We start from the raw sequence: 13,004 nt of genomic DNA on the forward strand, positions 1-13,004 counted from the left end.
CCTATTTCAGCCACTGGTCGAGCGCGTCGAGCTGCCCGCGGTGGGTCAGGTCGAGCTGCAACGGCGTCAGCGAGACATAGCCGGCGGCAGTGGCATGGAAGTCCGTGCCTTCGCTGGCATCGCGCGCATCGCCGGCCGGGCCGATCCAGTAGTTGGTGTCGCCGCGCGGATTCACCTGCGTGATCACCGGCTGGGAAGGATGGCGCTTGCCCAGGCGCGTGGCGCGATAGCCCTTGATATGTTCGAACGGCAGGCTCGGGATATTGACGTTGAGCAGGAAGGGCTCGGCGGGCGGCTGGCTGATGATGCGCTCGACCACGGTGCGCGCGATGCGCGCGGCTGCATCGAGATGCTCCCAGCCCTTGTCGACCTGCGAGAAGGCCACCGACGGGATGCCGAGCAGATAGCCTTCGATGGCGGCGGCGACGGTGCCGGAATACAGCACGTCCTCGCCCATGTTCTGTCCCTGGTTGATGCCGGACACCACCAGGTCGGGCTTCTCATCCAGCAGCCCGGTCAGCGCGATGTGCACGCAGTCGGTCGGCGTGCCGTTGACGAAGCGGAATCCCTTCTGCACGCCTTCGCGCGCTTCGTAGATCGACAGCGGGCGCTGCAGCGTCAGGGAGTTGGAAGCGCCGCTGTGGTTCTGCTCGGGCGCAATGACCGTAATCCGGCCCAGCGGGGCGAGCGCAGCATGCAGAACGGCCAATCCCGGCGCGAGATAACCGTCATCGTTGGCAAGGAGGATATGCATGGCGCGATTGTACCTGAGCGCGCGCCGCACAAGCGCCCCGTGCGCCGCGCCGGAATCCCGTCCGGGCGCACGCCGCGAGCCGGTATGCAGGGCGCAAATAACCGCCCCCGCGGGTTCGGCATGGAACAGAACGACCGTGCTATTTGTACGCTACACTTGCCCTGCCCGCCCGCTTAAGCTTGACTGGCGCGGAAGCCATACACATCGAAACGGAGACAAGATGAAAGCCGTACTGTGCAAAGCCTGGGGCCCCCCTGATTCCCTGACCGTGGAAACCCTGCCTGACCTGGTGCCGGGCGCTGGCGAAGTGGTCATCGACGTGAAGGCGGCCGCCGTCAACTTCCCGGATGTGCTCATCATCCAGAACAAATACCAGGCCAAGCCTGCGCTGCCGTTCAGCCCCGGCTCCGAGCTGGCCGGCGTGGTCAATGCTGTGGGCGAAGGCGTCACCCACGTCAAGCCGGGCGACAAGGTCATCGCCTACCTGGGCAATGGCGCATTTGCCACGCAGGCCAAGGCGCCCGCCGCCTCGGTGGTGCCGATGCCGCCGGGCATCGACTTCGAGACCGCCGCGGCCTTCACGCTGACCTACGGCACTTCGCACCATGCGGTGATCGACCGCGGCGAGCTGAAGGCGGGCCAGACCATGCTCGTGCTGGGTGCGGCCGGCGGCGTGGGCATCGCGGCGATCGAGATCGGCAAGGCCATCGGCGCGCGCGTGATCGCCGCCGCGTCTACCGACGAAAAGCTGGCGGTGTGCAAGGAGCACGGAGCCGATGCGCTGATCAACTACAGCACCGAAGACCTCCGCGAGCGCGTCAAGGCGCTGACCGACGGCAAGGGCCCGGATGTGGTCTACGATCCGGTGGGCGGCATCTATGCCGAGCCGGCGTTCCGCTCGATCGGCTGGCGCGGCCGCTACCTGGTGGTGGGTTTTGCCAATGGCGAGATCCCGAGGCTGCCGCTGAACCTGGCGCTGCTCAAGGGCGCATCGCTGGTGGGCGTGTTCTGGGGCGACTTCGTGCGCCGCGAGCCTAAGGCCAACCAGGCCAACATGGCGCAGATGCTGGGCTGGATGAAGGAAGGCAAGATCCGTCCGCATATCTCGGCGCGCTATCCGCTGGAACAGGCGCCGCAGGCGCTCAAGGACATGGAAGCGCGCAAGGTGACCGGCAAGATCGTGATCGTGCCCTAATCGTGCCCTCGGCGTGCGCTGAAGCACGCGCCAGGCGGCGGGCGCCCTGCCCGCCGCCGATAAGAGAGGCGCAGGACATGCGGCAACGCCCTGCGCCCGCTGCTGACGGTGTCGGTCTGTTTCGGGGCCACAGGACTGTGTGCCCGTCTCTCGCTTAAGGCAAAGGAAGCAAACCAGCGCGGACCCGGAGGTCAGAGCTTCTCCGTCTCCCCGCTCCTGGGCTGCCACTTCATCAGCCGCTTCTCGCCGATGCCGACCATCCAGTCCAGCATCAGCGCGAATGCCGTCAGCACCACGATGCCGGCAAACACCGTGTTGATGTCGAAGGTGCCCTCGGCCTGCAGGATCAGGTAGCCCACGCCGCGCGCCGAGCCCAGGTACTCGCCCACGACTGCACCGACGAAGGCCAGTCCCACCGAGGTATGCAGCGACGAAAACACCCAGCTGGTTGCACTCGGCAGGTACACATGGCGCAGCAGCTGATGCTGGTTTGCGCCCAGCATGCGCGCGTTGGCCAGCACCACCGGGCTCACTTCCTTCACGCCCTGGTAGACGTTAAAGAAGACGATAAAGAACACCAGCGTCACCGCCAGCGCCACCTTCGACCAGATCCCCAGGCCGAACCACACCGCGAAGATCGGCGCCAGGATCACGCGCGGCATCGAGTTCATCGCCTTGACGTAGGGATCCAGGATGGCCGAGGTCATCGGGCTCAGCGCCAGCCACAGGCCTACGCCGAGACCCGCCAGCGTGCCGATGCCGAAGGCCAGCACGGTCTCGAGCAGCGTCACGCCCAGGTGCAGGTAGATATCGCGCTCGATGAAAAACCAGTTCCAGATCCGCTGCGCGACCATCAGCGGTTCGCCAAAGAAGAAGGCGACCTGCTGCGAACGCGTGGCGATGTGCCAGATGCTCAGGATCACCACCAGCACCAGCAGCTGCCAGACGCGCAGCATGCCCTTGGAGTCGTTGCGGAATGCCATCAGGGTTCGGTTGTCGTTCGGTTGTCGTTGTGATGACGTAGCAATGGCAGGCTCAGGCCACCTTGAGCTGCTGCGCATAGCCCTTGAGCACTTCCTCGCGCAGCACGTCCCAGATCGCGGCGTGCAGTTCGACAAAGCGCGGATGATTGCGGATCTCGGCCACGTCGCGCGGGCGCGGCAGGTCGATGGCGAACTCGCCGATCGGATGCGTGGCCGGGCCTGCCGACAGCACCACCACGCGGTCGCTCATGGCGATGGCCTCGTCGAGGTCGTGGGTGATGAACAGCACCGCCTTGCGCTTCGCGGCCCACAGGTCCAGCACCTCGTTCTCCATCAGTTGTCGCGTCTGGATATCGAGCGCCGAGAACGGCTCGTCCATCAGGATGATGTCCGGGTCCAGCACCAGCGTCTGCGCCAGCGCCACGCGCTTGCGCATGCCGCCGGAGAGCTGGTGCGGATAGCGGTCGCCGAAGCCGCCCAGGCCCACGCGGCGCAGCCAGTCCTCGCCCTGCCGCACGGCCTCGGCGCGCGCCACGCCGCGGAATTCGAGCCCGGCGACGACGTTGTCGAGCGCGCTGCGCCACGGCATCAGCGCCTCGGTCTGGAACATGTAGCCGGCGCGCCGGTTGATGCCGCGCAGCGGCTCGCCGAACACGCGTACCTCGCCGCTGGAAGGCTCCAGCAGGCCCGCCCCGACGTTCAGCAACGTCGACTTGCCGCAGCCGGTCGGGCCGACCACCGAGACGAACTCGCCCGGCTGGATCGACAGCGTGACGTCCTTGACCGCGGTATAGCGCTGACTGCGGTCATCGCGCGAGACAAAGGTGCAGGTGACCTTGTCGAGGGAAAGTGCGGGAATGCTCATGGTGCACCGTGTCGTTCGCCATTCGTGCCGCTGGCGAGTGATGAGGGAATGCCTGCCGCTGCCGCAAAGCAAAGGCCCGCTGCGGGCAGCGGGCCGGTGGCGTGCGCGACGCGGTCTTACTTGTACTTGGCGTTGGCCTTCTGCACGAAGGCGTTGGTATAGGTCTCTTCCAGCTTGATCGGCTTGCCCTTCAGTTCGGCGTCGAACTGCTGCAGCGTGTTCAGCGCGGTGCGCGGACCATCGGCCGGCATGGTGCCGTCCGGCGAGATCGCTTCCTTGACCTTGTCCCACGCGGCCAGGTACAGCGCGCGGTCGCCAAGCAGGTAGCTTTCCGGCACGGTCTTGACGATGTCGGACGGGCCGGCCTTCTGCAGCCACTTCAGCGCGCGCACCATGGCATTGGTCAGCGCCTGGGTGGTGTTGGGGTTCTGCTGGATAAAGGCCTGCGATGCATACAGGCAGCCCGACGGCATGTTGCCGCCAAACACCGCCTGCGTGTCCTTGAGCGTGCGCGTGTCCGAGGCGATGCGCACCTCGTTCTTCTGCATCAGCATCGAGATCACCGGGTCGAGGTTGGCCATCGCATCGATCTGGCCCGAACGCATCGCCGCCACCGCGCCGGCGCTGGCGCCCACGCCGATGAACGACACGTCCGACGGCTTCAGGCCATGCTTGGCCAGCACAAAGTTGGCCATCATGTTGGTCGACGACCCCGGCGCGGTCACGCCGATCTTCTTGCCCTTCAGGTCGGCGATCGACTTGAAGTTAGGCATGGTCTTGTTCGACACCACCAGCACGATCTGCGGCGCACGGCCCTGCAGCACGAATTCCTGGTAGCGCTGGCCCTTGGCCTGCAGGTTGATGGTGTGCTCGTAGGCGCCCGAAACCACGTCGGCGCTGCCGCCCACCACGGCCTGCAGCGCCTTGGCGCCGCCGGCGAAGTCGACGATCTCGACGTCCAGGCCTTCGTCCTTGAAATAGCCCTGGCGCTCGGCGATGGTCAGCGGCAGGTAGTAGAACAGGTTCTTGCCGCCGACCGCGATGGTGACCTTGGTTTTCTCCGGCTTGCCCTGCGCCTGCGCATGACCGAAGGTGAACCAGCCGGCCAGGAACAGCGCCAGCGCGATCAGGAACTGCTTCCAGAATTTCTTGTTATACATGCTTGTCTCCTACCCGTTTCCTGTCCGTTTGTTGTCCATTTGGATTCGGACGGCGATGCGCGAAAGCACGGCGTGCCGCCGTGCGGCAAGTTGCGATGCTACCGGGTGGATGGAGGGTCCGCATCGGTATCTATACCTAGGCGGGCTCCTGGTGTGCTCCCCTCTCCCGCATGCGGGAGAGGGGAGACAACATCCGCGCTTCAATGCTTACTCAGCGTGAATATCCGCAGACTTGATCACCTTGCCCCAGCGCGCCAGTTCGGCCTTCTGGTACTGCGCCAGTTGCTGTGGGTTCATGTACTTCGCCTCGGCACCCAGTTCCTCCGCCTTCTTGCGGAAGGCTGCGGTGCGCATGATCTTCTCGATCTCGCCGGTCAGCTTGTCGACCACGGCCTTGGGCGTGCCGGCCGGCGCATACATCGCGAACCACGACGACACGTCGAGGTCGGGATAGCCCGCCTCGGGCGCCGACGGCACGTCCTTCAAGCTGGGCAGGCGCGTCTTGCTGGTCACCACCAGCGGGCGCAGCTTGCCGGCGGCGATATGCCCCATCAGCGGCGGCGGCGTGGTCATGGTCAGGTCGACCGTGCCGCCCAGCAGGTCGGTGATGGCCGGCCCGGTGCCCTTGTAAGGAACGTGCGCGATCTTGGTGCCGGCCATCTGGTTCAGCAGCTCGGTCGAGACGTGCTGCAGCGAACCGTTGCCCGACGACGCGTAGTTGAGCTTGTCCGGGTTGGCCTTGGCGTATGCGACCAGTTCCTTCAGCGACTTGACTGGCAGGTTCTGGCGCACCACCAGCACCTGCGGCGCCGACAGGATATTGGCCACCGGCGCGAAGTCCTTGACCGGATCCCACGACAGGTTCTTCATCAGCAGCGGCGTGATCACGTGGAAGCCCGAGTACTGCAGCATCAGCGTGTAGCCGTCCGGCTTGGCGCGCGCCACCAGCTGCGCGGCAATTCCGCCATTGCCGCCGGGCTTGTTGTCGACCACCACCGGCTGGCCAAGCGCCTTGGACAGCGGCTCGGAAATCATCCGTGCCGCGATGTCGGTGGTGCCGCCTGCCGCGGCGGATACCACCAGCGTGACCGGGCGGCTGGGATAGGCGTCCTGCGCCAGCGCGGCAGGCGCCAGCCACGCGGTACCGAGCGCGGCCAGCGTGGCAGCGACGGCCTTGCGCCGGGCGATAAGGGTGGACGTGGCCGGCTTGGCAGCGTTGCGTTGAAGGGCTTGCTTCATGAGGGTCTCCATTTGTATTGCTGTCTTGTTGTTGTCGGGGTGCGGCGCTAGGCCTGCACCGCGAAATGCTCCGCCATCCATCCCGGCGGCTGGTGCGTGCGCAGGCGCGGGCCGGCGCTGAGCAACTGGCTGTGGATGTCGCGCCCGACCAGCGCCGGCAGGCCGGCCACCGCGCCGAGCAGCGCGCCGAGGCTGACCCCGGTCTGCACGCCCATGCAGTCGAACATGTGGACCAGGTCCTCGGTGCTGACATTGCCGCTGGCCCCGGGTGCATAGGGGCAGCCGCCGAGGCCGCCGGCGGCCGCGTCGAAGCGGGTTACGCCGGTCTCCCATGCCGCCAGCGCGTTGGCCAGGCCCATGCCGCGCGTGTTGTGCAGGTGGATGGTCAGGCCGGTGCCGGGCAGCGCCGCCTGGAAGCGCTCGCACAGCGCGGCCACTTGCGTGGGATAGGCCATGCCGGTGGTGTCGCACAGCGTAATGCCCGCCGCGCCGGCTTCGGCGAAGCGCGTGGCCAGCGCCATCACCGCGTCGGCCTCGACCTCGCCCTCAAAGGGGCAGCCGAACACCGTCGACAGCGAGATATTGACCGGCACGCCGGCGGCGCTGGCGGCTTCGATCATCGCCAGCAACTGCGCCTGCGACTGCTCGCGCGTCATGCGCAGGTTGGCGCGGTTATGCGTCTCGCTGGCCGACATCACCAGGTTGACCTCGTCCGGCCGGCACGACAGCGCGCGTTCCAGCCCGCGCAGGTTGGGCACCAGCACGGTGTAGCGCACGCCGGGGAAGCGCTGGATCTGGTGCATCACCGCTTCGGCATCGGCGAGCGCGGGGATGGCGCGTGCCGACGTGAACGAGGTGGCTTCGATGCGGGCGAAGCCGCAGGCCGACAGCGCATCGACAAAGGCGACCTTGCCGTCGGTGGGCACCACCACCGGCTCGATCTGCAGGCCGTCGCGCGGCGCGACTTCATTGATTTCGACGCGGGCCGGGCCGCGCAGCTGGGCGGCGGCGCTCATGCGATCACCTTGCGCGCGCGCAGGTCGGCGATGGCGGCATCGTCGAAGCCCGCCTGCTTCAGCACTGCATCGGTATGCTCGCCCAACGTGGGCGCGCGGTCATGGATGCCGCCCGGGCTGGCCGACAGCTTGGGCACCACGCCCGGCACTTCCACGGTCAGGCCGCCGGCCGAGGTCACCGACTCGATCACGCCGCGGGCGCGGTAGTGCGGGTCTTCGGCAATATCCTTGACGGTATAGATGCGGCCCGACGGCACCTGCGCCTCGCGCAGCACCGCCAGCACCGATTCCACCGTCTGCGTGCGGGTCCAGTCGGCGATGGCGGCATCGATCTCGTCGACACGTTTCACGCGGCCGTCGTTCTGGGCCAGCGCCGGGTCATCGGCCAGGTCGGGCCGGCCGATGGCCAGCATCATGCGCTTGAAGATGGCATCGCCGTTGGCCGCCACCAGCACGTATTCGCCGCTGCTGCAGGGATAGGCGTTGGACGGGGCGATGCCCGGCAGCGCGCCGCCGGCGGGCTGGCGCACCGCGCCAAAGGCGGAGTATTCCGGCAGCAGGCTTTCACTCAGGTTGAACAGCGATTCATACAGCGCCACGTCGATCACCTGGCCCTCGCCGCCGCGCGCATCGCGCTGGTACAGCGCCAGCAGCACGCCCATGGCGCCGTGCAGCCCGGCGATGGTGTCGCCCAGCGACAATCCGGCGCGCACCGGCGCGCGGCCCGGCTCGCCGGTCAGGTGACGCAGTCCCGCCATGGCCTCGGCCACCGCGGCAAAGCCCGGCTCGTCTTTCTTGGGGCCGGTCTGGCCGTAGCCCGACACGCGCAGCATGATCAGGCGCGGGTTGTCGGCATGCAGCACGTCCCAGCCCAGGCCCCACTTTTCCATGGTGCCGGGGCGGAAGTTCTCGATCAGCACATCGGCCTCGGCGGCCAGCTTTCGCACCAGCGCCTGCCCTTCCGGCTGGCGCAGGTCGATGCAGATCGATTCCTTGTTGCGCGACTGCGCTTCCCACCACACCGACGTGCCCTCATGCAGCATGCGCCATTTGCGCAGCGGGTCGCCCTGCCCGGGCGGCTCTACCTTGATGATGTGGGCGCCGAAATCGGCCAGGGTTTTCGCGGCAAAGGGGCCGGCGATAAGTTGTCCGAGTTCGAGGACGCGGATGCCCTCGAGGATCTGTTGCGCCATGGCGTGTCTCCGTGCAATGCGGGGGATTCGTTGCGCCGCGGAAATTCGATCTGGTGATCGATACCGCCGCGTCTGTCATTGGCACGGAGTGTGCCCCAGCGAGGGGCGAGCCAGGAATCGGCAATCGGAGAAGCGGGCTTTCTCGGAACGCGAAAGGCTCCGGGGGGCACCTGGCGCCCCAGGACGTCAGAACGGCGCCTTGTCCCCGCAAAGATGGGTGATCAGCAGACGCGCCGACACCGTCAGGCCTGCAGGATCGCGCAGCCCGATCAGCAGCGAGCGGCGCGCCCACGCATCCTGCAGCGACACCAGCGACAAACCCATCGACTTGACGTGCGGCTCGGCCGCGATGCGCGGCAGCACGCCCACGCCGAGGCCGGCCATCACCATGCGGCACATGGCGTCGAAGCTGCGCACCTGGATGCGCAGCCGGAAGGGCCGGTCGAGCCGGCTGCTTTCTTCGAGCAGACGCGCCGCCAGCGAAGTTTCCTGCGGCAGGCTGACGAAGTCGAATTCGAGCGTATCGGCATACCGCACCGGGCCGCGTGCAGCCAACGGATGGTTGGGCGGCGTGATGATGACCAGTTCGTCCTGGCGGTACTCGACCGTCATCAGCCCCGCCGCTGGCGTGCGGTCGGCAAAGATGCCGACGTCGGCGCGGTTCTCCACCAGCGCGGCGACGATGTCGCGGCTGTTCTGTTCTTCCAGCTCGATGCGGATGGTGGGATGGCGCTGCATGAACGACGCCAGGTCGTCGGGCAGGAACTGCGTGATCGCCGACGTGTTGGCGCAGACGCGCACCTGCCCGCGCACGCCGGACGCATAGTCGGACATCACGCCAGCCATGCGCTCCACGTCCTGCAGGATGGTCAGCGCGTGGTGGAAGCAGGCCTGCCCGGCCTCGGTCAGCTGCACGCCGGCGGCATGGCGGAAAAACAGCGGCGCGCCCACCGCGGTCTCAAGGTCCGAGATGCGCTTGCTGGCGGCCGCCACCGCCAGGTGCGACTGGCGCGCGCCGGCCGAGATGCTGCCTTGGCGCGCCACGGCAACGAACAAGCCAAGCGTGACGAGATCGAAGCGGGCCAGGTTCATGGGACAGGCGGACGCGAAAAAGTCCGGCGCGGGCATGCCGCCCAGCGCCGCAGGGATCAGAGGTTGCGGCGGTCCATCACCGCGCGCGCGATGGTGCCGGCGTCGACGTATTCCAGCTCGCCGCCGACCGGCACTCCGCGCGCCAGGCGCGACACCTTGAGGCCGCGCGCCTTCAGCATTTCGCCGATGTAGTGCGCGGTGGCCTCGCCTTCACTGGTGAAGTTGGTGGCGACGATGACTTCGCCGACCGGCCCGCCCAGCTCCGGCTCGGTGGCGCGCGCCAGCAGCCGGTCCAGGTGGATCTCGCGCGGGCCGATGCCGTCCAGCGGCGACAGCCGGCCCATCAGCACGAAGTACTTGCCGCGGTAAGTGAGGGTCTGCTCGATCATGACCTGGTCGGCCGGCGTTTCCACCACGCACAGCAGCGCGGCGTCGCGGCGGTCATCCAGGCAGGTCTCGCAGATTTCCTGCTCGGTGAAGGTGTTGCAGCGCTGGCAGTGGCGGATATGGTCCGCCGCGCCGCGCAGCGCGTCGCCCAGCTTGCGCGCGCCCTCGCGGTCGTGCTGCAGCAGGTGGTACGCCATGCGCTGGGCCGACTTCGGCCCGACGCCCGGCAGCACCCGCAGCGCCTCGACCAGCGCCTGCAGCGAAGTCGGCGCGGAACCCTTCCCCCCCGCTTTCACGCTTGCCTTCAGAACGGCAGCTTGAAGCCCGGGGGCAGCGGCAGGCCGGAGGTCATCGAGCCCATCTTTTCCTGCGTGGTGGCCTCGGCCTTGCGCACGGCGTCGTTGAAGGCGGCGGCGACCAGGTCTTCCAGCAGGTCCTTGTCCTCGCCCTCGGCCAGCAGGCTGGGGTCGATGGTGACGCGCTTGACGTCGTTCTTGCAGGTCATGACCACCTTGACGAGACCGGCGCCGGACTGGCCCTCGACCTCGATCTGGGCCAGTTGCTCCTGCATCTTCTTCATGTTTTCCTGCATCTGCTGGGCTTGCTTCATCAGCCCGGCGAGTTGACCTTTCATCATGATGGAACGCTCCTGGATTCGGTAAAAAAATTCGGTGGTGGAAATTCGTGGCGGATGGCGCGGACTGGGGCTGTCAGGCCGCGCGCGGCTGGATCGAGCCCGGCACGATCTGGCCGCCAAAGTCGCGCAGCAGCCCTTGCACAAACGGATCGGCCTCGATCGCGGCCTCGGCTTCGCGCTGGCGCTCGGCACGGGCCTGGGCATCGGCCGCCGCGGCGGTGACCGCGACCGCGCCGACTTCGCACAGCACGCGCACGGGCTGGCCGAAGTGGTCGCACAGAACTTGCTGCAGGCGTTCGGCGACGCCGTTCTCGCCGAGGGCGGCCACCGGGATGCGCAGGTTGAAGGTCTTGCCGACCACCTGCGTCAGTTCGCTCTGGTACGCCAGCTGTTGCGCCAGGCCCTTGAGCGGCAGGCCGGCAGCCAGCACCGGCCAGTCGCCGGCGAAGACCGGCGGCGAGCCGTCTTCGGCCGGCGCGGGCGGGCGCGGGGCGACGTACTTGGCACCCTCGGCCGGTGCCGCGGGCGCAGCGGCCTCACGCACAGGTTCGGCTTCGCGTACGGGCGCGCTGGTGGCGCCGCTGCGTGGATTGACGCGGGCCGGCCGCTCGCTGAAACCGTTGTCGCTGAAGCCGTTGTCTCGCTCGTCCGCACGAAAACCGGGGTCGCTGTCATAGGGGCCGATCACCGGCAAGTCCGGCGGCAGGTCTTCCCATGGCGGCACATCGCTGCCGCCGGACATCTCCCACGGCGGCACCGATTCGGGTTCGGGCTGGCGAGCGGCCGGACCTGGCCTGGCGGGCGCGGCGGCGGGACGGCTGACGGCAGATGCACCGGGCGCGCGCAAGGGCTGTGCCGGCGGACGCTGCGCGGGAGCCGCTGCGGCGGCGGGCGCGGCAGGCGGCGGGGCATTGCGCGCGCCACCGCGCGCGGATGCGGCACGGGCGGCCGCCAGCGCGGCACGGGCCGGCGACATGGCAGCATCCGGCGCTGGGCGCGCGGGTGCGGCGGGCGCAGCCGGTGCGGTGGTTGCAACGGGCTCGGCCACCGGTTCGGATACGGGCGCCGGCGCCGCCGGCTTTGCCGCCACGGGCATCGGCGCCGCTACAGCGGAAGGTGCAGCGGAAGGTGCAGCGGAAGGTGCAGCGGAAGGTGCAGCCGGTGCTGCCGCCACGGCGGCATGCCGGGGCGTGGCCGGATCGGCCGCCAGCGCCGCACTGCGCGGCCGCGACGGCGCGGCGCCGCCGCCCTGCCCTTGCGCCACGGTCGGGGGCGTCGGCTCCGGCGACGCCGAGGGCCGGAACGCCAGCATGCGCAGCAGCGTCATGGTGAAGCCGGCGTACTCGTCCGGCGCCAGCGCCAGCTCATTGCGGCCGAGGTTGGCAATCTGGTAGAAGAGCTGCACCTCCTGCGCGTCGAACACGCCGGCGAGGCGGCGCACATCGTCCGCCTCCGGCCATTCCTCCTGCACCGAAGCCGGCACGGCCTGCGCCAGCGCCACCTTGTGCAGCAGCGAAGCCAGGTCCTGCAGCGCGCCGGCAAACGACAGGCTGCGGTCGGCCATGGCATCGGCGATGCCCAGCATGGCGGCACCATCTTCGGCGGCGAGCGCATCGAGCAGCTGCACCAGGAAACCCTGGTCGATCGCGCCCAGCATGCCGCGCACTGCTTCCTCGGAGACCTGTCCCGCGCTGTAGGCGATGGCCTGGTCGGTCAGCGACAGCGCATCTCGCATCGAGCCGTGCGCGGCCTGCGCCAGCAGCCGCAGCGCGTTGCCGTCATGGGCAATGCCTTCCTGCGCCAGGATATGGTCCAGGTGCGAGACGATATGCCCTGGCGGCATCTGCTTGAGGTTGAACTGCAGGCAGCGCGACAGCACCGTGACCGGGATCTTCTGCGGATCGGTGGTGGCGAGGATGAACTTGACGTGCCCGGGCGGCTCTTCCAGCGTCTTCAGCATGGCGTTGAAGGCGTGGTTGGTGAGCATGTGCACTTCGTCGATCATGTAGACCTTGAAGCGCCCGGTGCCCGGCGCGTAGACCGCCTTGTCGAGCAGCTGCGCCATCTCGTCGACGCCGCGGTTGGAGGCGGCGTCCATCTCGATGTAGTCGACGAAGCGGCCGCTGTCGATCTCGGTGCAGGCCTTGCACACCCCGCATGGCTGGGCGGTGATGCCGCCGTTACCGTCAGCGCCGGTGCAATTCAGGGCCTTGGCCAGGATCCGCGAGAGCGTGGTCTTGCCGACCCCGCGCGTGCCGGTGAACAGGTAGGCGTGGTGCAGCCGCTGCTGTTCCAGCGCGTGCGTGAGCGCGCGGACCACGTGCTCCTGGCCGACCAGCGTGGTGAAATCCCTGGGGCGCCATTTGCGCGCTAGAACTTGATAACTCATGGCGGCGATTGTAGCAAATGGCGACCGCCCGCAACCCGCGGCGGGGCCGGAGTTTGCGGCCTGGAGCGCAGGCCTGCCAGCGGCGCCGCGCCGC

Annotated in this window: 12 protein-coding genes; 1 reads left to right on the forward strand and 11 read right to left on the reverse strand. The window is 68.2% G+C overall.

What is annotated here, in order from left to right:
• Position 1: 1 nt before the first annotated feature.
• Positions 2–754, reverse strand: a complete 753-nt coding sequence (surE, locus tag IPF36_RS31380; RefSeq protein WP_133096541.1) for a 5'/3'-nucleotidase SurE — start codon at positions 752–754, stop codon at positions 2–4.
• 220 nt (positions 755–974) lie between these two features.
• On the opposite strand from surE, the gene IPF36_RS31385 reads away from it, so the two are divergent.
• On the forward strand, positions 975–1,949 hold the full coding sequence (locus tag IPF36_RS31385; RefSeq protein ID WP_063238131.1) for an NADPH:quinone oxidoreductase family protein: 975 nt from the start codon (positions 975–977) through the stop codon (positions 1,947–1,949).
• Positions 1,950–2,140: 191 nt separating this feature from the next.
• On the opposite strand, the gene IPF36_RS31390 is transcribed toward IPF36_RS31385, so the two are convergent.
• The 10 genes from IPF36_RS31390 to IPF36_RS31435 all read right to left on the reverse strand — a co-directional run bounded on the left by IPF36_RS31390 (position 2,141) and on the right by IPF36_RS31435 (position 12,910).
• On the reverse strand, positions 2,141–2,932 hold the full coding sequence (locus IPF36_RS31390) for an ABC transporter permease (RefSeq protein ID WP_195431958.1): 792 nt from the start codon (positions 2,930–2,932) through the stop codon (positions 2,141–2,143).
• A gap of 52 nt (positions 2,933–2,984) precedes the next feature.
• Entirely contained in the window at positions 2,985–3,797 is an 813-nt protein-coding gene (locus IPF36_RS31395) for an ABC transporter ATP-binding protein (RefSeq protein WP_135705511.1), read from the reverse strand.
• Positions 3,798–3,913: 116 nt separating this feature from the next.
• Positions 3,914–4,957 carry an ABC transporter substrate-binding protein gene (locus tag IPF36_RS31400; protein ID WP_135705512.1) on the reverse strand — a complete coding sequence of 348 codons (1,044 nt, stop codon included), beginning with the start codon at positions 4,955–4,957 and terminating at the stop codon, positions 3,914–3,916.
• A 207-nt stretch (positions 4,958–5,164) separates the two neighbouring features.
• A complete protein-coding gene (locus IPF36_RS31405; protein WP_195431959.1) occupies positions 5,165–6,196 on the reverse strand; it encodes a tripartite tricarboxylate transporter substrate binding protein in 1,032 nt (343 codons plus the stop codon).
• A gap of 47 nt (positions 6,197–6,243) precedes the next feature.
• Positions 6,244–7,212, reverse strand: a complete 969-nt coding sequence (locus IPF36_RS31410; RefSeq protein ID WP_195431961.1) for a hydroxymethylglutaryl-CoA lyase — start codon at positions 7,210–7,212, stop codon at positions 6,244–6,246.
• Positions 7,209–8,405, reverse strand: coding sequence for a CaiB/BaiF CoA-transferase family protein (locus IPF36_RS31415; RefSeq protein WP_135705515.1), 1,197 nt, complete (start codon positions 8,403–8,405; stop codon positions 7,209–7,211). The genes IPF36_RS31410 and IPF36_RS31415 overlap by 4 nt, the downstream gene beginning before the upstream one ends.
• Before the next feature lie 186 nt (positions 8,406–8,591).
• Positions 8,592–9,497: a LysR substrate-binding domain-containing protein gene (locus IPF36_RS31420; protein WP_063238140.1), complete on the reverse strand. Its 906-nt coding sequence runs from the start codon at positions 9,495–9,497 to the stop codon at positions 8,592–8,594.
• 56 nt (positions 9,498–9,553) lie between these two features.
• On the reverse strand, positions 9,554–10,180 hold the full coding sequence (gene recR / locus IPF36_RS31425; RefSeq protein WP_133096548.1) for a recombination mediator RecR: 627 nt from the start codon (positions 10,178–10,180) through the stop codon (positions 9,554–9,556).
• Positions 10,181–10,188: 8 nt separating this feature from the next.
• A complete protein-coding gene (locus IPF36_RS31430) occupies positions 10,189–10,521 on the reverse strand; it encodes a YbaB/EbfC family nucleoid-associated protein (RefSeq protein ID WP_012353187.1) in 333 nt (110 codons plus the stop codon).
• A gap of 73 nt (positions 10,522–10,594) precedes the next feature.
• Positions 10,595–12,910 carry a DNA polymerase III subunit gamma/tau gene (locus IPF36_RS31435; protein WP_195431962.1) on the reverse strand — a complete coding sequence of 772 codons (2,316 nt, stop codon included), beginning with the start codon at positions 12,908–12,910 and terminating at the stop codon, positions 10,595–10,597.
• Positions 12,911–13,004 lie beyond the last annotated feature (94 nt).

The organism is Cupriavidus sp. IK-TO18 (assembly GCF_015549295.1).
In the GTDB taxonomy this organism is placed as follows: Bacteria; Pseudomonadota; Gammaproteobacteria; order Burkholderiales; family Burkholderiaceae; genus Cupriavidus; species Cupriavidus oxalaticus_A.